Genomic DNA, 26,807 nt, shown 5'->3' on the forward strand with positions numbered 1-26,807 from the left:
CTAGGAGAAATGCGAAATATTTATAACTTTGTCAGAATAACATTATAGGTAGAATAATGAAATTTATCGTCTCTTCTTCTGCTCTTCTGAAGCAGCTTTCCAGCATAAACGGGGTGGTGACCAACAATCCTGTGGTCCCGATTCTTGAGAATTTCCTGTTTGAAATCGACAACAGCACGCTTACCATCACCGCCAGTGACCTGGAGACATCCATGATCACGGAGTTGCCTGTGGAAGCAAGGGAGAACGGCCGTATCGCTGCTCCTGCCAAGATATTACTCGAGACGCTGAAGAACCTGCCGGATCAGCCGGTAACCTTCACGATTGATGAAGAGACCTATACCATCGAGATCAGCTCTTCGAACGGACGCTACAAGCTGTCTGGTGAGAATGCCACTGATTTCCCTCGTTTGCCTTTGGTACAGGGAGCCAATGCCATCGAGATCCCATCGAATGTGCTGGCCCGCGCCATCAACAAAACCATCTTTGCCGTGAGCAACGATGAGCTTCGCCCAGCCATGACGGGGATCTATGTGCAGTTGCGCAGCGATAACGTAACGTTTGTGGCTACAGACGGGCACCGCCTGCTGCGTTACCGCCGCACGGATGTAGGCACAGGGCAGGAAGCTTCGTTGATCATCCCTCGCAAAGCCTTTACGCTCCTGAAATCTACCTTGCCTTCGGAAGCCACTGCGGTGCGCATGGAGTTCAACCAGTCGAATGCTTTCTTTACATTCGACAATATCCGCATGATCTGCCGCCTGATTGATGAGCGTTACCCGGATTATGAAAATGTGATCCCGGTGCAGAACCCGAACAAGCTGGTAATTGACCGCCAGGATTTGCTCAGTTCAGTTAAGCGTATCTCGATCTACTCGAACAAAACTACGCACCAAATCCGCCTGAAACTGAACGGTTCGGAGTTGCAGGTATCCGCAGAGGACCTGGACTTCTCTAACGAGGCCAATGAGCGCCTTGCCTGCCAGTACGAAGGAGAGGATATGGAAATCGGCTTTAATGCCAAGTTCCTGATGGAGATGCTGAACAACCTGGATTCGGATGAAATCACGTTTGAGCTTTCCACACCAAACAGAGCCGGTTTGCTGATGCCAATCGTGAACGAGGACAGCGAAAACGTGCTGATGCTGGTGATGCCTGTTATGCTTAATAACTACGTATAATTTCCGTATATCGTAACATAAAATCAAATCGCCTCATTCCAGATCGGAATGAGGCGATTTGATTTTATACCTAATTGATTTAACGCGGTTTGAGTCAGGAATTGGCCCTGTATTATTTCTTTTTCTTTAGTTTGATGAATACTGGGAAATGGTCGCTATACCCACCTATGTATACATTACCGGAAAATGTACGGATTGGCGTGTCTTTGTACTTGCCAAACAGGTACTTGGTATAATTTGGGTCATATACCCCAGCCGAACCACGTACGTATTGTAGCCCGCTTGTATCATCCAGGAAGGATTTTGAAATCAAAATCTGGTCTGTCATTTGCAAATTAGTGCGGGGGGCATAGCTGCCTTTGCTACTGACCGACAGGAGGTAATGCGTGTTGAAAAGCTCCCCTTGGTGTACCGGGTTCGGGCGGCCTGTTGCCTGCAGGGTCTTTTCCAAAGTAGCATTATCTGGCTCCGTTCCGAAATCGCCTAACACAATAATTTTTGAGGACTTGTCGGCGGCTTGTTGGGCTTCAATCTGTTTCCGAAGGGTAGTAGCTGCCTTGCGCTGCTCTTGCTGCGCTGCCCGGTTGCCTTTGACCAGAAGTGGCCATTGCACCACATATAGGGTAATCAACTCACCTCTAAACTCACCTTTTACCTGCAGTATAGCCGGCGGAGATGTGCCTTTGAGCGTTTTATCCATAAGGGCAATGCGCTCTACTGCCGTAGGCTTGAAATGCTTTGGCTGATAAAGCATGGCAAGGTCTAAGCCGTTAGGTGCAGGAGCCTCCGGGTAAACAATGTTGTATTTCGCCTTTCGGAGGGGGGCGGCATTCACTAAGTCCTCCAATACTTTCCTGTTCTCTATCTCACTGAGCCCTATAACGGCAGGACCGTTGTTGCCACCTATGCCTCCGATAACCTTAGCCAGCTGTTTTACTTTTTGGCCATACCGCTGTTTGTCCCATTGATAGGCGCCGGTAGGGGTATAGGCGTCATCGCCTTGTTGCGAAGGGGCATCGTCTGGGTCATAGAAATTCTCTGTGTTGTAAAAAGCCACCGCATAGGTTTTGGCAGCGCCAGAGGTTAATGGGACTTTTGAACAGCCTAGCAGCATGCCGAGGGTAAAAAAAAGGCAGATGGTTTTAATTCCGTGGTGCATCGTGTAACTTTGTACTCTTGTGTCTTTGAATGGATATTACGAGATCTCTATACTATAAAGTTTAAAATTCGATCAAATGAAAAAGTCTGAAATATATTTTAGCATTGCTCTGGACGATAACCGTATCCCGGAGGCGATCAGCTGGCGCGCAACCGATGCCGGTGAGAAGATTCATTTCGCTAAAGCCATCAACATTTCGCTTTGGGACAGAGACGAGGCAGGCACCATGAAAATAGACCTGTGGACCAAAGACATGCCGATTGATGAGATGAAGTTTTTCTACATCGATACCATGGGTGCCATGGCCCAGAGCATAGCCACCGCTACCAGCGACCAGGTGATGGCCAAGAAAATGCGTGATTTGTGCGAGGAGCTAACCAAGCACGTAGAAAATGAGCGCCAGCAAAACGGCTAAGCATAACCCCTTATAAAACAATAAAAGCCGCCTTTTAGGGCGGCTTTTATTGTTTTATCTAAACTTTGTCCGTTAATTAATCGCGGTGGCATTATCCGGTAATTTACTGTCTGTGTCGGCTGTGCCGGTATTCGCTGCAATCTGCTGCTCATCAACCACCTTAAAATCACTGCGGTGGCCGAAGTAGTCGTTGTACTGGACTGTACTTAGTACATTCTCAAGCAAACGGTCACGTTCGGCATGTAACTGCTGTACACGATTTGCCATTTCTGCCGGGTTATTGCCAAACTGTTTTTCCAGTTTCATCACCTGCTCCGAGATGTTCATGTTGATCTCCTGCACTTTTCTCGACTGGTAGTTATTCAGTTGCAGGCTGGTAATCATTTTATCGGAGCAAGCTTTGGCTTTTTCGGTGGCCATGGCGGTGCTTTTCGGTTTATTTTCAGTTGCCTTCACAAATTTGGTTCCGCTGGCCTTGCTGGCAAACGCAGATCCAAACATCATGCAAAGCATTACAAATACTTTTCTCATTTGGTATATCCCTTCGTTTATCTGTTCAAACTCTAATCTATTCTCTTATACGTAATTCAGTGGCTTAGAAGTTATGAATCCAGCAACTGGATATGAATGAGAATATTTAATGGGTGAAAAAAAGCGGGAGAATTTTTCAAAAATCCTCCCGCCCGGAATAAATAACGGTACTGACTTATCTGACTTAGTTTACGCTAACAGAAGTAGCGGTTGCAGCAGAGGCTACCCTCGTATCCGTACGATAAGCGCCATCAGTCATAAACTTTTGGTCCATAGCCACTAAGTTTTTACGGTCTCCAAAGTACTCATTGTACTGTACCGTGCTTAGCACATTTTCTAAGAGCTGGTCGCGCGTGGCGCAAACGCCATTGCAAAGCTCCTGCATCTTGGCTTTGTTATCTGCATATTGCTCCTCAATGCGCAGCATTTTCTTAGCGACATCCAGATTGATTTCGTTTACTTTCCTAGATTGGTAATTGTTAAGGCCTAACTCACGGATCATGGTGTGTGACAGGTTTGTGGCACGTGCCTGCGCTATAACAGCCAGGTTATCCTGAGCCGAGGCACCGTATGCACATCCGAATAATAAGCCAGTAATAATCAGTATCTTTTTCATGCTTTATCCCTTCGTTTCTTTTTCGTTTGTTTTTGCTTGTGAATTGACAACGTGCCTCCTGAGCAAAAAATTCCGGAGGCAGCTGGATTTGTATTACGGCTAATATAGTGCACATATTATGCCAAAAAGCCTGTCTATGCAGTATAAACAGGCTTTTCAAGGGATGGATTTATGATACTGCTACTACCTTACCATTTGTTCTTCCACATCATAGACTCTACTGGTGTGATGGTACGGTTGCTGTATTTAGCATCGGCTTTGGTGTTATAATAATTCTCGATGCCGCCTTTCACCTCAAAATAAATCAGCTGACCGATAGGCATGCCATAGTACACGCGCACCGGCTGCGAAACCGATATCTCTAGGGTCCAGGTGTTGCAGAAGCCCACATCGCCTTTTCCCGCTGTCGCATGGATGTCAATGCCTAGTCGCCCAACACTTGATTTGCCCTCCAAGAAAGGCACATGGGCATGCGTTTCGGTATACTCCAGCGTAACACCCAGGTAAAGCGTGCCGGGTTGCAGCACGAACCCTTCCTCTGGTATATCAAAGGTGTCAATCTCGTTGTGCTTGCGGGCATCCAGTACTTCGTCCCGGTAGGTCGCCAGGTAACGGCCAAGGTGTACGTCGTAAGAGTTTGTGCCGAGGCAGCTGCGGTTAAAAGGCTCTACCAGGATAGCGCCCTTTTCAATTTCCTCTAATATTTGCTTGTCAGTTAAAATCATGGTGTGGCGATTGTAGACTGCAAAAGTAACTAAATATGGTGTGAATTGATAAATTTTGAATGGCTCCTGCAAACTAAAAAACAAGGGGCAGCACCTGCATCAGTTGCTGCCCCAATTAGTTATAGTGCTTTTGCTTAAGCCTGCAAAGCTGCCTGCAGGGCCTTCCTGTTAGCCTGCACATATTCCTCCACCAACGTTTCACTCACCGCGGTTGACACAAAGAGGGCTTCGTATTGCGACGGGGCCAGGTAGATACCCTGTTGCAGCATGCTGTTGAAATAACGCCCAAACATAACTGTGTCGGATGTTTTTGCCGAATCGAAATCCGTGACCGCTTCCTTTGTAAAGAAAATGCTGAACATAGAACCCACGCGGTTGATCGTAAAGTCTAAGCCAAGCTCCTGCATGTTATGTTTCATTCCGGCAACCATCTTTTCGGTAATGGCATCCAGCTGCTGGTAAGTTTCCGGGTGCTCTTTCAGGTAAGTCAGCATAGCCATACCTGCCGACATAGCGATGGGGTTGCCGGACAGAGTGCCTGCCTGGTAAACCGGGCCAGCCGGGGATACGTAGTCCATCAGCTCGCGTTTGCCGCCGTAAGCTCCCACGGGCATACCGCCGCCAATGATCTTACCTAGGGTCGTCATATCCGGCGTTACGCCAAACAATTGCTGGGCACCGCCAGGCGCTAGCCTAAAGCCAGTCATCACCTCATCAAAAATAAGCACAATGCCCTCTTGGTCGCAGATGTCGCGGAGTCCCTGGAGAAAGTCTTCTTGCGGCAGCACCAGTCCCATGTTTCCGGCCACTGGCTCCAGTATGATGGCAGCAATTTGTTCTTTATTGGCTTGCACCAGCATGCGCACTGCATTCAGGTTATTGTAAGGTGCCGTCAGCGTATCCTGCGCGGTACCTTTCGTGACGCCCGGGCTGTCCGGAACGCCCAGCGTAATCGCGCCACTACCGGCCGAGATCAGGAAGGAGTCGCCGTGGCCGTGGTAGCAACCCTCAAATTTAATGATCTTGTCACGACCGGTGTAGCCACGCGCCACGCGGATAGCCGACATGGTGGCCTCTGTACCGGAGTTCACCATGCGCACCTTCTCGATGCCAGGCACCATGCTCACGATCAGTTCGGCAATCTCGATCTCTTTTCTGGTAGGAGCCCCGAACGAAAGAGAATTGGGTAGGGCCTTTAGTACAGCTTCGTTTACCACTTCCGCCGCATGGCCCAGAATCATGGGCCCCCACGAGTTGATCAGGTCAAGGTAGCGGTTGCCGTCTTCGTCATACATATAAGGGCCCTTGGCCGAAACCATAAACCGCGGATTCCCACCAACGGCTCTGAAAGCTCTTACAGGGGAGTTCACTCCGCCCGGTATACTGTTTTGTGCCCGCTGAAATAGTTCGTTGCTAACTGGTACTTGCTTCATGTGTTGCTGTTTATGCTTCAGGTGGTTAACTAGAGAACCGGGTTTACAACTTGTAGTTGCAGGTTTTCTAGTTTAAGGATAGGAACATACTGATTGTCTTTGGCTGTAGGCTGCTGCTTGTCTGGGGCAGCATACCCAAAACCAGCATATAATACGCCCGGCTTATTGCCAAGCTGCATCATCTGCTGATCAAACTGTGGCCCGTACTGCTGCAGCATCGTCGAGAAGTAGTAAAGCATCTCGAAGCCGGCATACGCATAGATAGAGGGCGGGAGGTTATACTGCTTCAGGTACGCCTTCCGGAACGACTTGTAAGCCGGGTTCTGCTGGTCGATGTACTTTGGACTGATAAAGTATACTTCCAGGTTGTCCAATTGGCGCAGGGAAATCTGCCCGATGTCCAGCCATTTATCATAGGTAATCAAAGGCATTTTCGGAGCCTTGCTTTGTAGCAAGCTAGTGGCGTTGACGGCAGCTGTCATTTTATCTGAGAATACAGCCATATGGCCTATATCCTGCAGGTTTATGCCTTTAAATGCGGTGGCAGTAGCTGTTGTATTCTGGGAACTGACCTTGCGGTACACTTTAACTTTGCCGCCTAGCTTTTGAAACTGCTTCCTGTAATGATAGGCAAAAGTGGTATCGTCTTTTGTGTTCTCAAACAAGATAGCCGCGGTTTTAGGCGAAAAGTTCTGGTAGGCATACGTGGCGGCCTGCCGAGCCTGCGTGGCAACAGCCGACTCAAACAAAAAGACATGGTCTCGGCCCTGCACCATTTCCAGGTCTTGCGACAAGGGGTTAATGATGGTGATGTTTTGCTCGTTAGCGAACTTTGAAGCCACTTTGGCAGTGGATTTAAACACCGGGCCGATCAGAAGACTCATTTGCTTCATCTCGGGCAGTTCAAGCACCCGTTTCACGCTGGAGGTGTCAGCGCCTGTGTCATAGGCAAATAACTCGACGTTTATACCCTGTTGCTTTAGCGAGTCCTGGGCCAGTTTCATACCGGCATACATATCGGTTACAAACTGGTTCTTTCGGGCCGTCTGCGACAGGTTTTGACTCAGTTGAAAGGGGAGGAGCAGCGCTACCCGGTGTGTTTTGCCACTCAAGGCCTGCTTGCTTAAGTAGCGGTTACGGTCGAGGTTAAAGCGCGAAACGAGGTCCTCGAGCAACTGGCGGTCCTGCAGCCGATACCATCCGCCTACCAGTTTATCCGCAAAAATCCGCCCAACTGCTTTGTCCGATGGATGCTCCTTTAATAGGCGCTCAAATGTAGGGCGGCTGTTCAAGTTGCGCAGGTACGTATACTTCAGGGCCTCTGCATCCTTTTCGAGGTTGCTGCCCTTTAGCTCCTGTAGTCTGCTCAGTGCGCGTGCATAATCCTCTTGCTCAAAAAGCACGTTCGCCTGCAGGTAGTCGGCATCAGCCATGCCCTCCCATTTAGGGTGCTGGTTCTGCAATTGCTGAAGCATTTGGTTAGCAACGTCCGGCTGCTTGTTGCGAAGTGCTGCTAAGGCATAGAAATAAGACGCTTCCGGCGCATAAGGGCTGCTAGCATCTGTGAGGGGAAGCAGTTCAGCCATGGCCAGGTCGTAGCGCTGTTGCTGTACCAGTATCTTGCCGTTACTATAGCGTGTGGCTTCGTCTTGTGCCTGGGCAGGCAGCGTCAGCGCACCGAGCAGGAGCAAGCCTGCCGCTTTCATCTTCCAGTAGCGTGGAATCATACCATTCTGTGTCTGTTAATCTGAAACATCAGGGCAGGAGTAACTGATCTTCCCGATTCAACCCTCCTGCCCCCATGTCATACAAGTATCATGCTTATTCCCACTCAATCGTAGCCGGGGGCTTCGAGCTGATGTCGTACACCACGCGGTTCACCCCTTTAACTTTGTTGATGATCTCATTGGATACATCTGCCAGGAATTCGTACGGCAGACGGCTCCAGTCGGCTGTCATGCCATCCACACTTGTTACCGCGCGCAAAGCGACCACGTTTTCGTATGTGCGCTCATCTCCCATAACGCCTACGGATTGTACCGGTGTAAGGATAGCGCCTGCCTGCCATACATCATCGTACAAGCCTGTCTTTTTCAGGTTGCTGATGAAAATATGGTCTACCTGCTGCAAGATGTTTACTTTCTCCGGGGTGACGTCGCTTAGGATACGGATGGCCAGACCCGGACCCGGGAAAGGGTGGCGGCCGAGAATCGTGTCGTCTATCTTCAAGGTCTTGCCGACCAAACGCACCTCGTCTTTAAAGAGCGTCTTCAAGGGCTCTACAACCTGCAGTTTCATGAAGTCCGGAAGGCCGCCTACGTTATGGTGCGACTTGATGGTGGCAGAAGGGCCTTTTACGCTAAGTGACTCGATCACGTCTGGGTATATGGTGCCCTGGGCAAGCCATTTCACGTCTTCGATCTGGTGCGCCTCATCGTCAAACACCTCGATGAACACGCGGCCAATGGCTTTGCGCTTCAGCTCAGGGTCAGTCAATCCTTGCAAGGCAGTATAGAATTTGTCTTTTGAATTGACGCCTTTCACGTTCAGTCCCATGTGCTTGTAAGAATCGAGCACGGTTTCGAACTCGTCTTTGCGCAACAGGCCGTTATCTACGAAGATGCAGTACAGGTTTTTGCCGATGGCATGGTGGATCAGCATGGCAGCCACACTGGAATCTACACCGCCCGACAGGCCAAGTACTACCTTGTCATTGCCGATCTGCTCTTTCAGGGCGGCTACGGTGCTATCTACAAATTGCTCGGAGGTCCAGTCCTGGTGACAGCCACATATCTGCACCACGAAGTTGCGTAGCAAGGTCTTTCCTTCATCCGAATGCGTCACCTCCGGGTGAAACTGGATTCCGTAGGTATCCTGGTCACGCAGTTTATAGGCCGCTACGCGCACGCTCTCCGTGCTGGCAATTACTTCTATATTATCAGGAATTTCTTTAATGGTATCGCCATGCGACATCCATACCACAGAACCCAGGGTGAGTTCTTTCAGCAGGCGGTCGGCGTTGTGCAGCTCGCTTAGGCGGGCACGGCCATACTCCCGGATGGTAGAGGGTGTCACCTCACCACCCATTTCCTGGGCAATCAGCTGGGCGCCGTAGCACACACCTAATACGGGCAGCTTGCCAAGATACTGGTTTAGGTCGATGACAGGGTGCTCTGCGTCCCGCACAGAGCAGGGGCTACCTGAAAAGATAACGCCTTTCACGTCATCTTCCAGAGCTGGCACATTATTGTAGGGGTATATTTCGCAATATACGTTTAGCTCGCGCACCCTTCTGGCAATTAGTTGGGTGTACTGCGATCCGAAATCGAGGATGAGAATTTTTTCTGGCATGCGCAAAGTTAAGCCGCTTTTACAGTTTTGCCAATTTTCCGGGGTATAAGGCGCATCAAAATTCTGTTTTCCGCCGCATCCCTGCAATAAGTGCGAATTATCGCACACGCGTACCACCAAAGAGGCAAGGGTAGATAAGCCAACCATATAACCGAGCAGGGGTGAAATTTTATAGAAAATTAACAGGCTGATATCTTGTGAGATAAGCGCTGTAGTTGCCTCAGGATACTTTTTTTGCAGCGGTATGTTTGCGTGGAATAGATTCTTTTGTACCTTTGTAACGGCAAATCGGCACGGCCAGCTCCTGCTGAACTCCCCCAGGACCGGAAGGTAGCAAGGGTAGGTGGTAGAGCGGCGCGATGTTCGGTTTGCCACTTTTTTTGCCCTATCCAAATCCAAAGCAGCCTTGCCTGCACCCAAATTTCCCTCTTTTACTTTCCTGATTCTCGATTAATGCGTTAGATTTGTGAACTAATCTAATCTCATTAATTATGAAATTCTTTATTGACACAGCTAACCTGAACGATATTCAGGAAGCACATGACCTGGGAGTCTTAGATGGTGTGACCACTAATCCGTCCCTGATGGCAAAAGAGGGCATCTTCGGCCATGACAATGTAATGGCTCATTATAAAAAGATCTGTGAGATTGTGGATGGCGACATCAGCGCAGAAGTGATCGCGACGACTTTTGATGAAATAGTGCGCGAAGGTGAGGCCCTTGCTGACCTGCACCCAAATATCGTCGTGAAAGTTCCGATGATCCGCGAGGGCATCAAGGCCATCCGCTATTTCAGCGAGAAAGGCATCAAAACAAACTGTACGCTGGTATTCTCTGCCGGACAGGCCTTGTTGGCTGCTAAAGCTGGTGCTACGTACGTTTCGCCATTTGTTGGCCGCTTGGACGACGTTTCCACAAACGGACTTTCTTTGATCGAGCAGATTGTTCAGATTTATGACAACTACGGTTATGAGACCGAAGTATTGGCAGCTTCTGTGCGCCACGTAATGCACCTGGTGCAGTGTGCCGAGATCGGAGCCGATGTTGTTACCTGCCCATTGTCTGTGATCACTGGCCTGTTGAAGCACCCACTGACTGACAGCGGATTGGCTACCTTCCTAGCTGACCACGCCAAAGGCAACAAATAAAATTAATTACGAATTATGAGTTACGAATTATATACGGCACAATGCCGTTCACGGGGGTATACCTCTTGAGCAGCTGGCCTAATTCGTAATTCATAATTTATAATTCGTAATTTTTTAAAATGTATATAATCAAAGTAAAAGGTAAGGCTAAGATCCCGGATTATATTCAGCTGCGCGACGATAACTTTGTTTTAATCGCTTATTTCAGAGCCGACCGTCCACTCAAGAACCTCGATCGCTATGGATTGGAGGGGAAGGAGGATGCCCTGGCTGCGGTCATCAACTCCCTTGAGTTTGGGAAGCTCCAAAAATTAGAAGTATAGGTAACATGAATTTTTCCTCAAGCCCTGTGGTGTCGCTGCGCGAAGTGGCCATCTACCAGGATGTGAACACGATATTGAGTAATGTCAATTTTGATATTGACAAAGGGGAATTTGTGTATCTGGTGGGCAGAACCGGCAGCGGCAAAAGCTCGCTGCTGAAAACGCTGTACGCCGACCTGCCGCTCCTGACGGGAAACGCCAGCATAGCAGACTTTAAACTGACGAAGCTGCCCCGTAAGCAGGTGCCCTACCTGCGGCGAAAAATTGGTATAATCTTTCAGGATTTTCAGTTACTAATAGACCGCAGCGTGTCCGATAACCTAAAGTTTGTGCTGCGGGCAACAGGCTGGAAAGACAAATCCAAGATCAAGCAGCGCCTGTCTGAGGTGCTGATGCGCGTGGGACTGGACTCGGCAGCCACAAAAATGCCTCACCAACTGTCTGGCGGGGAGCAACAGCGCGTGGTTATTGCGCGGGCTTTGCTAAACGAGCCTGTCATACTTTTTGCGGATGAGCCTACCGGTAACCTCGACCCGATGGTGGCAGACGAAATCATGAACCTGTTCCTGGAAATTAACAACAGCGGTACCGCCGTGCTCATGGCGACCCATAATTACGAGATCATTAACCGCTATCCAAAGCGCGTTCTGAAGTGCGCGCAAGGCAAAGTGCTGGATTCGCGGGTGCAGGAATTCACGCTCATGAATGGTTTCTAGTCTCTCAATACTCATACCTGTCTACAACCGGGATGTAACAGCCCTGGTGAAGCAATTGCAGGCGCAGTGTCAGCAACTGCCGCTGCAGTATGAGATCAGATTGTATGACGATGCCTCCCAACCCAATATTCAGAAGCTAAACCAGGCCTTGGCGGACCACCCGGACGTTGTCTATCATGAACTCCCCTCTAACATTGGCCGTGCTGCCATACGAAACGCATTAGCGCAAGATGCCAGGTATGACTTCCTGTTGCTGTTGGATAATGATTGCCTGCCAGTTTCAAATGACTTCCTGGCCAATTACCTGAAAGCAGCCGGGACCCATGATGTAGTACTGGGGGGGATAACTTACATCTCAGCCACCCCCAAACGCGCTTTCCGATTGCACTGGAAATATGGCCGCCAGCGCGGCGCCCGTTCCGCTGCAGAACGGCAGCAAACACCTTACAAGGACATCTACCTCTGCAATGCGCTGATCCAAAAAGAGCTGTTTCTGAGATTCCCGTTACGAGCCAGTTTAACGGGGTATGGCCATGAGGATACCGTTTTTGCCCAGGAGCTTCAGGCGTGCCAGGTTCCGGTGAAACACATCGAAAACCCCGTTTTACATATAGGGCTGGAGCAGTCAGAGGTGCTGCTTGAGAAAACGCAGGAGGCCGTACAGAACCTGGTGCAATTGTATGCAGCGGGAGAGGAACTGCGCCAACTCAAGCTCATCCAGACCTTTCAGGTGATGCAAAGTGCCAAAGTCAACCGAATCTACACCGCATTTTTCTCTAGGCTAGAGCCGCTTGTGCTGCAGAACCTCTCGTCTGCGTATCCAAGCCTGCTTTGCTTCGACCTGTACCGTTTATACCTCTTCACGAAGCTGCAGAATCGCTAGTAGCGAATCACTGTACCGCGTACTGTTTCCTGATTTGCTGATAACGTTGTTGCGCCTGTGCCACCTCGCGCTTGGCCTGTGCGGTCAGGTCTGCCTCTAAGCTGTTAAAACGGCTTCCCAACGCACTCCACCACCCCTCCACTAAATTCCAGTCGCGGGTTTCAAACTGCTCGGCGCTACCGGCTACGCCATCCACGAAGCGTTTGTAAGTGTTGGCTAATTCACCCGCTGCGATGGTACTCATATCATCTTGTTTGATTTCCAGGCCCAGGAGCCTTTCGCGGAGTTTATACCGGTGGCTGGCTTCAGCGTAAGCCTTGTCCTGGCTCGCTACTTCCTGTTTATACCGGCTTTCCATGGTTTCAAACTCCTGTTGTTGGGCAGGGGTGTACTGGCTCAGGTTTTTTCGCACCTGCTCGCTTTTCAGTTGATACTCCTGCTCACGCGCTGCTTTGAGCTTTGCCCACTCCGCGCTGTCCAGGTCTGAGCCGGTCATGGCCCTGTAGCGGGTCTCAGAAAGTGAATCATCGTTCAGGAAATCGGTTACCATTTCCTGGTAGGAGGTATAGGCAGCGTCCGGTTGCTCCGTTTCCTGGCTGCTGTCGGTGTTGCAGGCGAACAGGAGGGGCATTGCCAGTGCCAATAGCGTATAAGTCGTTTTTCGTAGCATTTTAAATTTCGTATGGATACAGCAATTTTAACGGTGCAGCCAAATGCCGGGTTTTCATGCAGGGTTGTTTCTGTCCTAATGATGGCACTGCAGACATTGCATCCCTTTTCTTATATTTGCTTTAGCCCAGTAACCAGGAGAGAGAATGGAAGACATAAAAATGGTGGATCTGAAGGCGCAGTATGCTAAACTGAAGCCTGAGTTAGATGCCGCTTTTAGTGCTGTAATGGAAAATATGGCCTTCGTAAACGGGCCGCAGGTGGAGAGTTTTGCAGCTAAATTAGCCGCTTATGTGCAGGTGAAGCACGCAATCCCGTGTGCGAACGGCACGGATGCCTTACAGATAGCCCTCATGGCACTTGACCTTCCTGTAGGCGCTGAGGTAATCGTACCTGCTTTTAATTATGTGTCTGCAGCAGAGGTGGTTGCCTTGTTGGGTTTAAAGCCAGTTTTTGCAGATGTGCTGCCGGATACATTTAATTTAGACCCTGCGTCAGTGCTGCAAGCCCTGACGCAGGCTACGGCGGCTATTTTGCCGGTGCATCTTTTTGGGCAATGCGCTCCGATGCAGGAGTTGCTTGACCTGGCGCAGGCCCATCAGCTGTCGGTGATTGAGGATAATGCCCAGTCTTTAGGCGCAAGTTATAGGTTCGGCAGCGGGGAAGAGCAGCGGGCCGGAAGCCTGGGGCACATTGGCACAACGTCTTTTTTCCCCTCCAAGCCACTTGGCGGTATGGGAGACGGGGGCGCACTTTTTACCGAAGATGATGCGTTGGCTTCCCGAATTCGCCAGATTACCAACCATGGGCAATCCGAAAAATACACCTACGAGCGCGTAGGGGTTAACTCCCGACTGGACACGCTGCAGGCGGCCATGCTGGAGGTTAAGATCAACTACATTGATGCTTACAATAGCGCACGCCAAGTTATTGCTTCGAAATATGATGCAGCTTTGGCAGGCATTGCAGGAGTAGACACGCCGCTTGTGGCTGACTACAGCTCGCATGTTTATCATCAGTATACCATTCAAGTGCCAGGTGCTATGCGGAATGGCTTGCAGGAGTACCTTCGGGAGCATCATATTCCGAGCATGGTATACTATCCGCAGCCCCTGCATTTACAGGCTGCCTATGCTTACCTTGGCTACAAGGCAGGCGACTTTCCGGTAGCGGAGGCGCTTAGCCGGCAGGTACTGTCTTTGCCGATGCATTCGGAGCTGAAGGATGACCAACTCGAATACATTTGTCAGCATGTGATATATTATGTTCAGCAGCATGCCTGATACTCTAACTACGCCGGTTCGGTTTGCTGTGATTGGGGTAGGGCGTATCGGATCACGGCATGCCGCACTCATTTCCCAGCGCACAGACGCGGCGTTAGTCGCCCTCATCGATAACAAAGACGGATTCCTGGATGATACTGCTCCAGACTTTCCGGGTGTCCGGCGTTTTGCATCGCTCCAAGAATTTTTGAGCGCGGGCATGGCAGCCGATGTGTTATGCGTATGCACGCCCAATTTCCTGCATCACCCGCATACGCTTTTGGGTTTGCAGCACGGGTTACATGTTGTGTGCGAGAAACCGATGGCTTTAAGCTCTGCCCATGCCCTGGAAATGATCGCTACAGCGGAGCAGCACGACCGGCAGATTTTCTGCGTGATGCAGAACCGTTACAGTCCGCCGGCACAGTGGCTTAAAGGGATTATTACCGAAGGCTTACTGGGGCAGGTTTTCCATGTGCAGGTGAACTGTTTCTGGAACCGCGACGAACGCTACTATACCGGGGATAGTTGGCGTGGTAAGCTGCAGCAGGATGGCGGCACGCTGTTCACGCAGTTCAGCCATTTCGTGGACCTCTTACACTGGCTTTTTGGCGATGTGACAGGTATTCAGGGGCACTTCAGGGATTTCAGGAAGCAACAGCTTACTGAGTTTGAGGACAGCGGTTTTCTGCAGTTCGAATTCAGACATGGCGGTACAGGCACCTTAAACTTCAGCACTGCCGTTTATGCCCTGAACCTGGAAAGCAGCATGATCATTATCGCCGAGCACGGGAGCATCAAAGTAGGCGGGCAGTACATGGACCGGGTGGAGCACTGCCATCTCAAAGGCTATGAGATGCCGGCGTTAAGGCCAAGCCTGCCTGCCAACCATTATGGTGTTTATACCGGCAGCGCCTCCAATCATCAGTATGTATTTGATAACGTGATCAGGACGCTTCAGCTACGGGAAACACCTGATACATCCGCACACGATGGCTTGAAGGTTGTAGAGATAATAGAGAGGTTTTATGCAGGCAGGGAAATCAATAAATTGACAAAGCCCGCTACAAGCAAAGCCCTAAAAGCGTAGGCCCGTGAACTTAACAAGCATTTTGCGTGCCCAGTCGTTAAGGGCTGGGTAAATATGAAGCCCCATGGTTAAGCCCACGTAGAGGGTTACCAACAGGAGGGAGCGCACGGCAATGTCGAGGTATACATTGCCGAGATATGGCAGGAGGTATGCTGCTCCCAAAGCTGAGGTAGCAATCAGCAGTAGCTTTGCGGCAGCCCACGTGAAAGGCTGAATTTTATAGACCCACTGCACAAAAAAGAGCCTGGCGAAATTCATTAGGGTATACGACAGCATGGAGGCGAAAGCAGCCCCGTTTATACCGTAGCGTGGTATAAAATACCAGTTGGTCCAGATGGTGAGGATCGCCAGAACGATGTTAAAGCCCAGATCCCAACGGTATTTCTCGGAAGTCGCTAAAATCACCCCGTTCAAACTAGTGGCCAGGTCCACGATACGGGCGAAAGACAGGAACAGCACCACGTACTTGCCCGCACGGTAAGTTTCGGGCATGAACGCGTAAATATTGTCGATGTTAGCCCAAAGCCCGATGAAAAGCAGCAAGCCCACGATCAGGTTCACCATCGTCACGTTCTGATACAGCGCAGCCATACGCCCTAAGTCATTGTCTTTCCAGAAATCAGCCACTTGCGGGTACGCTATCTTCAATATGGATTTGGCAGGCACCAGTATGGCACTCGTCATGAAGAACGCCGTGGTATAGATACCATTGGCACTTAGGCTATAGGAACTGATCATCACCTGGTCGATGGTGGTGATGATGGTGGTGGAGATGTTGCCCAGAAAAGTGAAGAACCCATAATATACCAGTTCCCGCACAGGTATGATGCTGAGGCTGGCCAGGCTTGGTTTCAGGAAAAACTGCTTCAGCCACATGGTGTACAGGATCAGCACCAGCGTTCCGAGGGAGTTGATGACGATATAAAGCAGGATGAACTGCTTGAAATCCAGCAACCCCAAGGCGTACACGGTGATGAGCAGCGTGGTGAGGATGCGCAGCAGGAAATCCTGGACAAAGGAGGAAATAATCGTTTTGTACAGCGAGCGCAGATACGCCGTGAACATGTTGTAGAGCAGCGTAAAAAAGGCAAACGGGATGATGTAGTAGAAGTACTCTAGGAACAGCGGCGACTTAGCCGCATAGTAGTCAATAACGGTGGGCTTTAGCAGGAGGTATACACCTGTAGCTACCACAAAGCCGAGCATGGGTACTGCCAGCAGCAAGGCCAGGAAACCATTGTGCTGCTTTTCCTTGTCGCGGAAGTACGGGAAATAACGCGCACTCATGTTCACGAAGCCCAACGCCGAAAACTGCGAGAACATCACAGAAATAGTCAGCAACAGGCGTGTCAAGCCAACTTCCGCCTCATCCAGGAAATTCGGGAAAAGCAGGATGGTGTTGACGTAACCGATCACGATGCCGGCATACGAGATGACGGTATTCCAGATTCCTTCGCGCTGTAGTTTGCTCATGGTCTATAGCTCAGACCTGCAAATGTAGCTTATTCTAAGCATATCAAAGGAAGAATATATGTACGAGGTCCTAGGCATCAGCCACAGTTTTTGTCCTTGATTACCGCTTCTTGAAACTGTGCGAGTGCCTCAGAGCATGTTAAGAACACGGTGCTTTGCTGTTTGAGGTAGCGCAGTAGTTGGGCAAGCACCTCGCACCACATGGGCTCGCCGGCTGGGGTGGGTATGGCGGAGTACTTGGAGAAATTCTCATTGTGCCAGAGCAGCGTGCATATGCCTTTAAACCTGGCCACCTCCTGCACCATGGGCTGTAGCCTCTCCATTACCTCCGATGGCCTTAGGTGCATGTAGTTCGGATTATACAGGGTGGTGTCCATCAGCAGCAGCGGAAGTTCAAGGTAGGTATAAGGCTTGTTGTTCCCGAAGTCGAAAGGGTAGAAGGGGAGGCAATAGGAGTTCCGAAACCCTATGTGCTCAGCGAACCCCAGGGTGGTGTCATAAGCCAGCAGGCATTTTTCCAGAACTTCGGGAGTGATTTCAGGATTATGGCAAAGGTAATGGAAGCGATTCCCGCTTACTTGCACCGGAAGCATCTTCTGCTCGCGCTGCAGTTGGTCGGAATCCAGGGCGGTGCCGAAGCTGCTGTGCAGGCCTATCTCGTGTCCTTTTGCCGCTAGATGCTTTATCTTGGCCTGTACAGCAGGGCTTTTGATCGAATAATCTGCGTTGGGGTGCCGGTGCACCTTTTGGCGTACAGGCAAAAAGAAGAAACTGAGTCTGGCCCCGAACCGGGAAGCCGTGTCTGCCACCTGGTTCAGGTTGTCCCAAGCATCCTGGCGGAACATTTTTTTTACCAGTAGCGATGCAGTCGATGCGATGCGCCCCTTTTTAAGCGCTTGTAAACCGGCAACTTTCCAGGCGCTTTGCAGGCGGTCTACATCACAGGTCAGGCATGTGGCGAAGGTATGACTGCCCCAGCGTTTAGCCTGCAACTGCACACCATAGGCATGTTCCAATGTCTCGCGCAGCAGCTCGAAATAATAATTCACCACAGGCACTTCTGCCATGCCATATCTATGTTGCGTGCTGTCGGCGTAGGGGTACCGTCCAAAGGCATCGCGCCGGGGGCTATGGTATTCCTGCCACCCACTTAGCAGGTAAAAGGCACTGGCAATGATGTCGTAGTTGATCCGGGTACGGCCATCTGTGTGGAAAGTCACCAGCTCCTCAGCTGAATCAGTATCGAAAAAAAAGGGAAGGCTGACGCCTTGAGAGTTTTTCCATATGACATGCTTGGGGTGTGCTTGCCTCGCGTTGAAAAAATCACCGCTATACGCTGTGACAGTGACCTTCGCCTCTGTGGCTGACGCGTCAGTGCCATAGGCGATTTTTAAATGACGCGCCTGCGGATAAGCCATGTAGAAATGCTGCAAAATATAGGCAAGCCGATGCTCCATTTAGGTGGGTAGTCTAGTTTTCTGATTGAAGGAAGCCTCGAATATGTTGCAAGGCTAAGCCACTGCTGTTCCCGTCATGGTCTGTCCCGACAGTCGCGTTAAAATAGTGTGCACGCAGGTACACCGTTGGCTTGCTTGTCAGATGTGCTTGCAAAGTTTGGCAAAGTGATTCAGCAGAGGTCGCTTCATCAATCAATCCGTGTTTTATAAAGCCATAATAGTCATGCAGTTGCTCCTGGTGGTTAAAGTTGTAGTAGACAGACCAGACATTCAGCAGAACCGCCTCCAGGTGGATGCCGGAGTTGCCGCTGATCTGCACATCGAGCCGTTGTAGATACTCAAAGGTCGACTCCTTTTTACCATCAGACAACTGAAACTGCGGGCCCAGGGCATGAAGGAAAAAGAAGCTACGGCTGTCACGCGGGTGAGGCCGCACGATCAACTGGATGCCTGGCAGAAACGTCGCCAATTTTTTCAGAAGGGCTTCTACCTCTTGCAGGTTGTCCATGAGGTTACAGCCAATACCCACGGTTTTGATTTCCTGGCGCTTGTTACGTAACGGCACAAAAGGGTCAGCTTTAGGCATCCCCACCAACTCCACCTTACCGTGTACCTGGCCACACAAGTGGTATTTGTCCAGCGAATCCTGTCCTTCCAGCAGGTTCAGGTCGTAGGCCAGCGGCGGGAAAAGGGCGCTAACGCTGGCGTGCTGCAGGTAAATGGTTTTAATACCGGCATGCTTGGCTGCCAGTAGCATGGCGCGGGCATCGGCATTGTGGTCGTTTGCGAACACCACAGCTATAGGCCGGTATTGCTGCAGCTTTCGACTGTAAACCTCATAAAAGCCAACTGCGTCGTAGAGCAGATCGAAGAAACGGAGTGTGCTGGCCCTGTTGTGTTTCAGGAACTGGAACAGGAGATACGGCAGTTTATAATAATACAGCAGTTTGCGGCGGAGCGAGAGACGCGCGATGGAATGGTGGTACTTCCCGATATCCTTGCCCTGACCAGCCACAAAAACAGCTTCTGGTATCCCCTGCTCCACAAACCGAAGGCTGTCCACGTTATTCTGGCTCACGGCGTATAGCCATACCTTGCCCTGTAGCTGGTCGGGGTGCTCCACCTGTTTCAGCAAATTGCCAAAGAGGCGCAGCAGGGTATGGCCAACCACGCGCCCGAAACGTTTCCACAACGCCTGCGGCGAGGCGGCATTCTTGGCACTGGCAGGCAGGTTCAGGAACCCTTTCGAAAAGTGCAGGTAGAGAAGCTGTTTATACAGGTAGTACCATTTCTTCATGGGCTATACCAGGTCCCAGTTCAGCGGAGTACCGGCTTTGATGTCCTGCTTCGCCGGTTTGCCCAGCAATTCCTCATAATGTTTTGGCGCCAGGCCCAGACCAGGGCGTATAACCCTAATGTTTTCTTTGGTCAGGGTATCGCCGGCTTGTATGTCTTTCGCGGCATACACGGAGCGCTTGAAAAGGCGACTCTTCTCCTCGGCCCGCTGCACGCCGTACTGCACATGCCCCAAAGCATGCCAGGCACGCTCCGTTTCCACCACCAGCGACTGCAGTTCAGCCGGTTCCAGGGAGAAAGCGGAGTCCACGCCCCCATCAGCCCGGCTAAGGGTAAAATGCTTTTCGATGACCGTGGCCCCCAGGGCCACGGCTGCCACAGCGGCCCCCACGCCCATGGTATGGTCCGAGAGGCCCACCTGCACACCAAACAGCTCGCGCATGTGCGGAATGGTGACCAGGTTGGTATTTTGCGGGGTAGATGGGTAGGTGCTGGTGCACTTTAACATCACAAACTGCTCACAACCGGCCTCACGCAGCACGCGCACTGCCTCGTCCAGTTCCGATACCGTAGCGGCCCCGGTACTGATGATGACCGGTTTGCCTGTGGCGGCCACCTTTCGGATGAGCGGGTGGTCTGTGTTTTCAAAGGAGGCGATCTTGTAGGCAGGTGCGCCCAGTTCCTCCAGAAAGTCTACGGCCGTTTCATCAAAAGGCGATGAGAACGCCAGTATGCCCTGTGCTTTTGCCCGGTCGAAAATAGGCTTGTGCCACTCCCAGGGGGTATAGGCTTCCTGGTAGAGGTCATACAGTTCGCGACCTTTCCAGAGAGAGTTCTCATCTTCAATGGTAAAGGCACCCGGCAGGGTCATGGTGTCGGCGGTGTAAGTCTGCAGCTTGATGGCATCGGCCCCGGCAGCGGCGGCGGCGTCCACAATGGCAAGTGCCCGCTCCAAGGAGTGATTGTGGTTGCCGGACATCTCGGCAATAATAAAGGGCCTGTGCTCAGGGCCAATCCTGCGGCCGGCAATGCATATCTCTTGTATCATAAAGTCTAAAGTTGTTGGGAAGGCGGCTGCTGTAGTTGCAGCCTAAACCGTAGGGCTTCCGGATGTTCCGCTGAAGGGGAGATCTTCCTGAAACCAGCTTTTTCGAAGGCTCTGACTGAAGCCACGTTTGCTTGCTGCACCAGGCCTTCTACTGTCTGTACGTCTGCCCGTCTTAATTTTAAATGAGCTACGCCTTTTTGAAGTACCACATGGCCAAGCCCTTTCCCCCGGAATTCAGGTGAGATCAGGTAGCTGATTGTAGCTGCGCACTCTATAATCCTAAAACGCAGTTGTGCAGCCGGTGCGCCTTGTATCATGGCAATGTACAGCTCTGTTTGTTCGTCCTGAAAAATATGACGGAACCACTGACTGTGGTTTTCGAAAGCGATGGGAGCAGGGTTAAAGGAATGCTTTCGGACTTCGGGGTCATTGGCCCAGTCGAACAGCAGGTTAATGTCATCTTCGCGTACCTGCCTGAAGGTCAGGAGTGCCATGTTGCTAAGCTGTTTAAATACCTGATGCAGCCTATCGCCGCTGTTACCGTCAAAATGATGGCGCTGCACCGTTACCTGTTGCTTGAAGCTTTTTTCTATGCTCTTTAGCGTAAGTAAACTGCTGAGTGCCTCGTAAGGCTTTGCTACTCCCGAGGAGGTCAGGAAAGTATAAAACGCCTGCTGGTTGTCGGCTGTCTGAAGCACGAAAAGCATTCCGCCCACACTGGCATACTCGTAAGCCACCCCGCTGGCCGACGTAACGGCTACAGTGCATTGCTGCATGAGCTGGCACATCTCCGCGTCGCTCAGGTTGCGGTGCAAGGTAACGAATGGCTGTTGCTGCAACCATCCTTCCAACTCTACCTGGTAACGATAGGCATTGCCAATCACAATCTCCAAGGGAGTATCAGGCACGCGCTCAAGCAAAGCCCGGGCTATTTGGAGGGTATGGTTTTTGGGGTCTGCTCCGCCCAGGTTTAGCAGAAAGCGAGAATTTCCCTCGGGCAGGTGCCGGGGTTTGCTTGCGGCCGCGAGGAATGGGGGGCGCAACAGGGCATAAGCAGGACCAAGGTGTAATTTGGTATAGGGTGCTGTTCGGTAAGTGTGTGCCTGAACTCCACCGGCCTGGTTGATAACGGCATCAGCCGCAAAAGGGAATAGGGGTATGTCGTCGATGCAGACCAACACGGCACCGCTTGCTTTTATGCGTTGCTGGTAGGCAGTATCAAAATGATAGCCGTCCAGTACAACGATCTCCTCAGAGGAGGTATACGCTTTTAACTCATGGTTGAAGCGGGCCTCGGCAGGTGGGCAGACCGGTAAAGTGATCATGCCGTGGCACACGGCCATAATCTGCTCCTGTAGCTCGTTGGAGGGAGCCTGAATGGCAAAAACGCATTCAAAGTCCTGGCGCAGCATGGCTGCCAAAGCCAGGGAGCGCACCACGTGCCCCAGCCCAATCTGGCTATTGCCGTCTGCCCTGAAGATGATCCGCTGTCTGTTATTCATTTGCCAGGTTGCCTTCAGCCAGCAGGGTATACTTCAGCTCTGCCAGCTTCCAGTCCGTTAAGTTATCAATGTCCTGCACCTCCAGCTCGCTCAGCTCCAGCCCACCGCTTTTGTCTGTAATGAGGCTGCACTTCTGTCGGAACGGCTCCACCTGAAACCAATAAAACTGTCCGGCGTCGTGGTAGGCGGGGGGCAGGTCTTGGGAGCGGCTCTGCTGGTGCTCAGGCCAATTCATGCGAACGCTTCCATGTTCCAGCTTCAGACTGCGCCAGATGGGATAGCTAAAGCGCAGTACCGGAAAAACAGTGTCGTATGGTGTAGCGGTTAATAAGTCATACGCCTCCGTTAGGGAACCTGGTTGCAGCAAAGGAGCCGTTGGGTAAACGCAGCAAGCGTAGTCAAAGGTTTGACCATGAGACTCGTAAGCGTCCAGTACTTCAAGCAGAACTTCAGCGGTGGTAGCAAAGTCATCCGCGTTTTTCTGGTTGCGCAAAAAGGGCACCTGTGCGCCATATAGCCTGGCAATGGCTGCGATCTCCTCATCTTCCGTAGACACCATGACCTCCTCAAACAAGCGACTCCTCAGGGCTGCCTCGATGGAGTAGGCGATGATGGGCTTGCCCAGGAAATCACGAATGTTTTTGCGGGGGATGCGCTTGCTGCCGCCCCTGGCCGGTATGATGGCAATTCTTTTCACTGCTGCACAAACTCCTTTACCTTGTCAATCACCAACTGCTGCTCATCATGCGTGAGCGAAGGGTACATGGGTAGGCTCAGACACGCGTCGTAATAATGCTCCGCCTCCGGGAAGTCGCTTTTTTTATACCCCTGCTTGCGGTAGTAGGGCATGGTGTGCGCCGGGATGTAATGTACCTGCGCGTAGATCCCGTGCTCCCGCAAAAAATCATACAGCCCCTTGCGGTCCTGTACCCGGATGATGTATAAATGGTACGCGTGGCCGGTCTCTCTTTCTTCGTGCAAAGCCACCTGATTCGCCGACACCAGTTCAATTCCTGGCATGGACTCAAACGCCTCATCGTAGATGGTGGCAATTCCTTTTCGGCGGGCCAAGCCTGCTTCGGCGCGTTGCAGTTGGGAGAGGCCCAGGGCGCAGAGCATGTCCGGAATCCGGTAGTTATACCCCAGTTCCTGCATCTCCATGTACCAGCCACCATGGTTTTCCTCCATCAGGTCTGGGTCGCGGGTGATGCCGTGGGTGCGCAGCTGCAGCAGCCGTTTGTAGAGCTGCTCGTCGTTGGTGGTCACCATGCCGCCCTCGCCCGTCGCAATGTGCTTTACCGGGTGGAACGAGAAGATAGCCAGGTCCGCGTAGGCACCGTTTCCACACAGCTGCTTTTCTCCCTTGCTGTCGTGGAAGAAGCCGCCGGGGGCATGCGCAGCGTCCTCGATCAGCCAGAGCCCGTATTCGTCTGCCAGTTTTCGGAAGGCCTCCATATCCACCGGGTTCCCGGCGAAGTCCACCGGGATGATGCCGCTGTAGTAGCCCCTGGGCTTACCTTCGAGCAGCTGCCTAACCTTGTCAATATCCAGCAACGCCGTGGCTGGGTCGATGTCGGCAAACTCCACGGCGCCGCCGCAATAGCGGATGCAGTTGGCCGAGGCCACAAACGTAATGGGCGTGGTGATGACCCGGCTTTGTTCGTTTAACCCGAGTGCCAACGCGCATAAATGCAGGGCCGCTGTGCCATTTGACACCGCCACAGCGTACTTCGCACCAACATAGGAGGCAAAGGCCTGCTCAAAGGCCTCCACTTTAGGGCCCTGCGTCAGGAAGTCCGACTGCAAAGTCTCCACCACAGCGGCAATGTCAGCCTCTGTGATGTGCTGCCGTCCGTAGGGTATAATACGATGCTGCGGGTGCGCGTGCGTGGCGTCTGACACAGTTTTAATATTTAAGGTGATAGTTCAATCGTTATACTATAAAGTGCTTAAATTGAGGTTTTTGTGTTTGGTTGTAAAAACCTGATGTTTACTCACTCAGACACTCAATCGCTGCTTTACACACTAAATTCCGGGTCCACGTGCTGCCGGATCTCCTCGCGCAGCTGTTCCACACTCAGCCACTCGGTGTTCGTGCCGGAGTTGTACTTAAAGCCCATCTCCACCATACTACCCTTATGGGCTTTCAAGAAGTCGGTTGTTGCCCAGGTAGGGGTAGACGGCAGAATCACGTAGTACTTGTCGAGCTCCACGGTGTTGAGCGAGTCAGTCTCCGTGATCATCTCCTCATGCAGCTTTTCGCCCGGGCGAATGCCCACCACCTGCTGCTCGCAGTCGGGGCCAATCGCCTCGGCCATATCCGTGATGACGTAGGAGGGAATCTTCGGCACGAAGATCTCGCCGCCCCAATGGTGCTCCAGGACATGGAACACCAGCTCCACGCCCTCCTCCAAGGAAATGTTGAAGCGCGTCATCTCCGGGTGGGTGATCGGCAAAACGCCTTCCTCCCGTTTTTTCAGGAAGAACGGCACCACAGAGCCACGTGAACCGATTACGTTGCCGTAACGCACCACCGAGAAGCGGATGTCGCGCTTGCCTTTCATGTTATTGGCGGCCACAAACAGCTTGTCGGAGCACAGCTTGGTGGCCCCGTAAAGGTTGATCGGGGCTGCGGCCTTGTCCGTGGAAAGCGCCACTACCTCCTTCACACCGGCATCGAGTGCGGCATTGATGATGTTCTCGGCGCCGAGCACGTTGGTTTTGATGCACTCCATCGGGTTGTACTCCGCGGCAGGCACCTGCTTCATGGCGGCGGCGTGCACGATGATGTCGATGCCCTCGCAGGCGCGCTTGAAGCGTTCGCCGTCGCGCACATCCCCTATGAAATAACGGATAGAGGGGTACTTGCTGTGCGGGAAGATCTGCGACATCTCGAACTGCTTGAGCTCGTCGCGGGAGTAGATCACGAGGCGCTTCACGTCCGGGAAACGCGCGTACACCATCTCCACGAATTTTTTTCCGAAAGAGCCGGTACCGCCGGTCACTAGTATAGACTTATGGTTGAGGTCTAATGCCATGCTTGTATAAAAGGTTTCATCAGCGGGTGTTTCTGCTGCACCCGTGGGCTGCAAGATACTGGTTTTTCAGGACAAGGTGAATGCCGTAGGCTGGCCACCTATATTATTTGTTGACCATTAATTTCCGCACAACCCTGGCTAACTCCTCCGTTAAGGCCCGGCGGGAGTAGCGGGCATGGTTGATCTGCGGCAAATCCAGGTTTGGGTTCAGCTTCCAGGACTTGCTTAACTGCGTTAAGTGGTCCAGCATCAGTTCGTAGGCGGTATAGTGGAACAAGCGTCCGGCGCCGCACTCATCAATAATTCGGTCAGTGTCGGAATGCACGGGCCCCAGGCAGATAATTGGTTTGTTGGCGGCCAAGTACTCAAACAACTTGCCGGGCACATTGGCGTACACCGCGTCCACATCGGCAATGGCTAGCAGCAACACAGTGCTCTGCATGAGGTATTGTATGGCCTTGTCGTGTGGCACGTAAGGGATGTACTCCGTGATGCCTTCCACACCTGCCTGCCCGATCCGCTTTTTGACGCCCTCCGAAACCTGCCCCACAAACCGTAGCTTGTAATTAATCTCATCATGCACCGACATGACGTGGGCCAGCGCTTTCAGGAAAACATCGATGTTATAGGTCTCGGTGATGGTACCGGTATACGTGATCAGCAGTTCGTTTTTGGGCGGCTGCGAAGGGAACGTAAAGTCATCCTCATCATACCCGTTCGGGATCACGTGTATCTTTTTGCGGTTGATGCTGATGGGCTTGTTCAGGAAAAGGCGTTTCGTATCCTCGCTCGTAACAATAATGGCATCGGCCTGCTCCAGCACTTGCCGCTCATACTTCTCATCAAGGCGCTTGGCCAGAGCGGTATGGTGCAGTTGGTCGTAATAATGGATATTGGTCCAGGGGTCGCGCAGATCGGCGATCCAGGGCAGGTTATACTTCTTTTTAAGCTTCAGGCCGATCAATTGCGTAGAATGCGGCGGACTTGTGGTGATGATTGCCTGGAAGTTGCCCTGCTGCAGCAACTCGGCTGCTTTTTTGATGGCATGCCTGTTCCAGCCTACACGGGCATCGGGTATAAACAGGTTGCCGCGGACAAACTTAAAAAGCTTGTCCACCACCGTGTCTTTACCCTTTTGGTTGGCAAAGCCGCTAAAGGGAATTTCTTTCTTGCCGGATAGCTTCTTATAGTATTCGAATGGCTCGGTGGTGTCGGTGCGGTGCAGGGGCAAGCCATTGGGCACTTCCTTCTCGAAGGTTGGGTCGAGCAAGGGGTAAGAGGCCTGCTTTTCATCGACGGTGAGCACCGTGGGCTGTACACCGAACTGCGGAAAATATTTACAGAACTTAAGCCCTCGCTGCACCCCAGGGCCACCAGAAGGCGGCCAATAGTAAGATATGTAAATTAGGTTTGTAATGTCGGTCTGTTTCAAGTCGGTTATCAGCTTACCTGTGTTGCAAATAGGATGATTATAGTACGCACATCCGCCTC

General features: G+C 51.6%; 25 protein-coding genes and 1 other RNA gene. 9 read left to right on the forward strand and 17 right to left on the reverse strand.

The window, feature by feature from the left end:
- Positions 1 to 56 precede the first annotated feature (56 nt).
- Positions 57 to 1,181, forward strand: a complete 1,125-nt coding sequence (dnaN, locus tag ACXYMU_RS06815) for a DNA polymerase III subunit beta (RefSeq protein WP_458985615.1) — start codon at positions 57 to 59, stop codon at positions 1,179 to 1,181.
- Between the two features lie 112 nt (positions 1,182 to 1,293).
- Here the strand turns inward: dnaN and ACXYMU_RS06820 are convergent, their stop codons facing one another.
- The gene (locus tag ACXYMU_RS06820) at positions 1,294 to 2,340 is read right to left on the reverse strand and encodes an endonuclease/exonuclease/phosphatase family protein (RefSeq protein WP_458985616.1); all 1,047 of its coding nucleotides are present in this window, start codon (positions 2,338 to 2,340) and stop codon (positions 1,294 to 1,296) included.
- A 76-nt stretch (positions 2,341 to 2,416) separates the two neighbouring features.
- Between ACXYMU_RS06820 and gldC the strand changes: the two genes are divergently transcribed.
- Positions 2,417 to 2,755, forward strand: coding sequence for a gliding motility protein GldC (gene gldC, locus ACXYMU_RS06825; protein WP_458985617.1), 339 nt, complete (start codon positions 2,417 to 2,419; stop codon positions 2,753 to 2,755).
- 72 nt (positions 2,756 to 2,827) lie between these two features.
- Here the strand turns inward: gldC and ACXYMU_RS06830 are convergent, their stop codons facing one another.
- The 6 genes from ACXYMU_RS06830 to guaA form a co-directional block, all read right to left on the reverse strand.
- Positions 2,828 to 3,286 (reverse strand): hypothetical protein, encoded by a 459-nt coding sequence (locus ACXYMU_RS06830; RefSeq protein WP_458985618.1) that lies wholly within the window; start codon positions 3,284 to 3,286, stop codon positions 2,828 to 2,830.
- Between the two features lie 184 nt (positions 3,287 to 3,470).
- A complete protein-coding gene (locus tag ACXYMU_RS06835; protein WP_458985619.1) occupies positions 3,471 to 3,902 on the reverse strand; it encodes a hypothetical protein in 432 nt (143 codons plus the stop codon).
- Positions 3,903 to 4,090: 188 nt separating this feature from the next.
- On the reverse strand, positions 4,091 to 4,627 hold the full coding sequence (gene dcd, locus ACXYMU_RS06840) for a dCTP deaminase (protein WP_458985620.1): 537 nt from the start codon (positions 4,625 to 4,627) through the stop codon (positions 4,091 to 4,093).
- A 134-nt stretch (positions 4,628 to 4,761) separates the two neighbouring features.
- Positions 4,762 to 6,060, reverse strand: coding sequence for a glutamate-1-semialdehyde 2,1-aminomutase (gene hemL / locus ACXYMU_RS06845; protein WP_458985621.1), 1,299 nt, complete (start codon positions 6,058 to 6,060; stop codon positions 4,762 to 4,764).
- 29 nt (positions 6,061 to 6,089) lie between these two features.
- Positions 6,090 to 7,787, reverse strand: a complete 1,698-nt coding sequence (locus tag ACXYMU_RS06850) for an ABC transporter substrate-binding protein (RefSeq protein ID WP_458985622.1) — start codon at positions 7,785 to 7,787, stop codon at positions 6,090 to 6,092.
- A 94-nt stretch (positions 7,788 to 7,881) separates the two neighbouring features.
- On the reverse strand, positions 7,882 to 9,411 hold the full coding sequence (guaA, locus tag ACXYMU_RS06855; RefSeq protein WP_458985623.1) for a glutamine-hydrolyzing GMP synthase: 1,530 nt from the start codon (positions 9,409 to 9,411) through the stop codon (positions 7,882 to 7,884).
- Between the two features lie 279 nt (positions 9,412 to 9,690).
- On the opposite strand from guaA, the gene ffs reads away from it, so the two are divergent.
- The 5 genes from ffs (at position 9,691) to ACXYMU_RS06880 (ending at position 12,481) form a co-directional block, all read left to right on the forward strand.
- Positions 9,691 to 9,790: signal recognition particle sRNA small type (ffs, locus tag ACXYMU_RS06860), an RNA gene on the forward strand.
- Between the two features lie 112 nt (positions 9,791 to 9,902).
- Entirely contained in the window at positions 9,903 to 10,559 is a 657-nt protein-coding gene (gene fsa, locus ACXYMU_RS06865; protein ID WP_458985624.1) for a fructose-6-phosphate aldolase, read from the forward strand.
- Positions 10,560 to 10,678: 119 nt separating this feature from the next.
- Positions 10,679 to 10,882 carry a fructose-6-phosphate aldolase gene (locus ACXYMU_RS06870; protein WP_458985625.1) on the forward strand — a complete coding sequence of 68 codons (204 nt, stop codon included), beginning with the start codon at positions 10,679 to 10,681 and terminating at the stop codon, positions 10,880 to 10,882.
- Positions 10,883 to 10,887: 5 nt separating this feature from the next.
- On the forward strand, positions 10,888 to 11,598 hold the full coding sequence (locus tag ACXYMU_RS06875) for a cell division ATP-binding protein FtsE (RefSeq protein WP_458985626.1): 711 nt from the start codon (positions 10,888 to 10,890) through the stop codon (positions 11,596 to 11,598).
- Entirely contained in the window at positions 11,588 to 12,481 is an 894-nt protein-coding gene (locus ACXYMU_RS06880) for a glycosyltransferase family 2 protein (RefSeq protein WP_458985627.1), read from the forward strand. The genes ACXYMU_RS06875 and ACXYMU_RS06880 overlap by 11 nt, the downstream gene beginning before the upstream one ends.
- A 7-nt stretch (positions 12,482 to 12,488) precedes the next feature.
- On the opposite strand, the gene ACXYMU_RS06885 is transcribed toward ACXYMU_RS06880, so the two are convergent.
- Complete coding sequence (locus ACXYMU_RS06885) at positions 12,489 to 13,151, reverse strand: hypothetical protein (RefSeq protein WP_458985628.1); 663 nt, start codon at positions 13,149 to 13,151, stop codon at positions 12,489 to 12,491.
- A 145-nt stretch (positions 13,152 to 13,296) separates the two neighbouring features.
- Here ACXYMU_RS06885 and ACXYMU_RS06890 point away from each other — a divergent pair, with 145 nt between their 5' ends.
- Positions 13,297 to 14,433, forward strand: coding sequence for a DegT/DnrJ/EryC1/StrS family aminotransferase (locus ACXYMU_RS06890; RefSeq protein WP_458985629.1), 1,137 nt, complete (start codon positions 13,297 to 13,299; stop codon positions 14,431 to 14,433).
- Positions 14,426 to 15,502, forward strand: a complete 1,077-nt coding sequence (locus ACXYMU_RS06895) for a Gfo/Idh/MocA family protein (RefSeq protein ID WP_458985630.1) — start codon at positions 14,426 to 14,428, stop codon at positions 15,500 to 15,502. The genes ACXYMU_RS06890 and ACXYMU_RS06895 overlap by 8 nt, the downstream gene beginning before the upstream one ends.
- Here the strand turns inward: ACXYMU_RS06895 and ACXYMU_RS06900 are convergent.
- The 9 genes from ACXYMU_RS06900 to ACXYMU_RS06940 all read right to left on the reverse strand — a co-directional run bounded on the left by ACXYMU_RS06900 (position 15,491) and on the right by ACXYMU_RS06940 (position 26,748).
- Entirely contained in the window at positions 15,491 to 16,975 is a 1,485-nt protein-coding gene (locus ACXYMU_RS06900; protein ID WP_458985631.1) for a lipopolysaccharide biosynthesis protein, read from the reverse strand. The genes ACXYMU_RS06895 and ACXYMU_RS06900 overlap by 12 nt on opposite strands.
- Positions 16,976 to 17,052: 77 nt before the next feature.
- The gene (locus tag ACXYMU_RS06905) at positions 17,053 to 18,432 is read right to left on the reverse strand and encodes a DUF7033 domain-containing protein (protein WP_458985632.1); all 1,380 of its coding nucleotides are present in this window, start codon (positions 18,430 to 18,432) and stop codon (positions 17,053 to 17,055) included.
- Positions 18,433 to 18,445: 13 nt separating this feature from the next.
- Positions 18,446 to 19,729, reverse strand: a complete 1,284-nt coding sequence (locus ACXYMU_RS06910; RefSeq protein WP_458985633.1) for a hypothetical protein — start codon at positions 19,727 to 19,729, stop codon at positions 18,446 to 18,448.
- A 3-nt stretch (positions 19,730 to 19,732) separates the two neighbouring features.
- Complete coding sequence (gene pseI / locus ACXYMU_RS06915; protein WP_458985634.1) at positions 19,733 to 20,776, reverse strand: pseudaminic acid synthase; 1,044 nt, start codon at positions 20,774 to 20,776, stop codon at positions 19,733 to 19,735.
- 5 nt (positions 20,777 to 20,781) lie between these two features.
- Positions 20,782 to 22,278 (reverse strand): UDP-2,4-diacetamido-2,4,6-trideoxy-beta-L-altropyranose hydrolase, encoded by a 1,497-nt coding sequence (gene pseG, locus ACXYMU_RS06920; protein WP_458985635.1) that lies wholly within the window; start codon positions 22,276 to 22,278, stop codon positions 20,782 to 20,784.
- Positions 22,271 to 22,975, reverse strand: coding sequence for a pseudaminic acid cytidylyltransferase (gene pseF, locus ACXYMU_RS06925; RefSeq protein WP_458985636.1), 705 nt, complete (start codon positions 22,973 to 22,975; stop codon positions 22,271 to 22,273). Before pseF ends, pseG begins: the two co-directional genes overlap by 8 nt.
- On the reverse strand, positions 22,972 to 24,180 hold the full coding sequence (gene pseC / locus ACXYMU_RS06930; RefSeq protein WP_458985637.1) for a UDP-4-amino-4,6-dideoxy-N-acetyl-beta-L-altrosamine transaminase: 1,209 nt from the start codon (positions 24,178 to 24,180) through the stop codon (positions 22,972 to 22,974). The genes pseF and pseC overlap by 4 nt, the downstream gene beginning before the upstream one ends.
- Positions 24,181 to 24,296: 116 nt before the next feature.
- On the reverse strand, positions 24,297 to 25,316 hold the full coding sequence (pseB, locus tag ACXYMU_RS06935) for a UDP-N-acetylglucosamine 4,6-dehydratase (inverting) (protein WP_458985638.1): 1,020 nt from the start codon (positions 25,314 to 25,316) through the stop codon (positions 24,297 to 24,299).
- 103 nt (positions 25,317 to 25,419) lie between these two features.
- Positions 25,420 to 26,748 carry a glycosyltransferase family 4 protein gene (locus ACXYMU_RS06940; RefSeq protein ID WP_458985639.1) on the reverse strand — a complete coding sequence of 443 codons (1,329 nt, stop codon included), beginning with the start codon at positions 26,746 to 26,748 and terminating at the stop codon, positions 25,420 to 25,422.
- Positions 26,749 to 26,807 lie beyond the last annotated feature (59 nt).

It is taken from the genome of Pontibacter sp. CAU 1760, assembly GCF_054482735.1.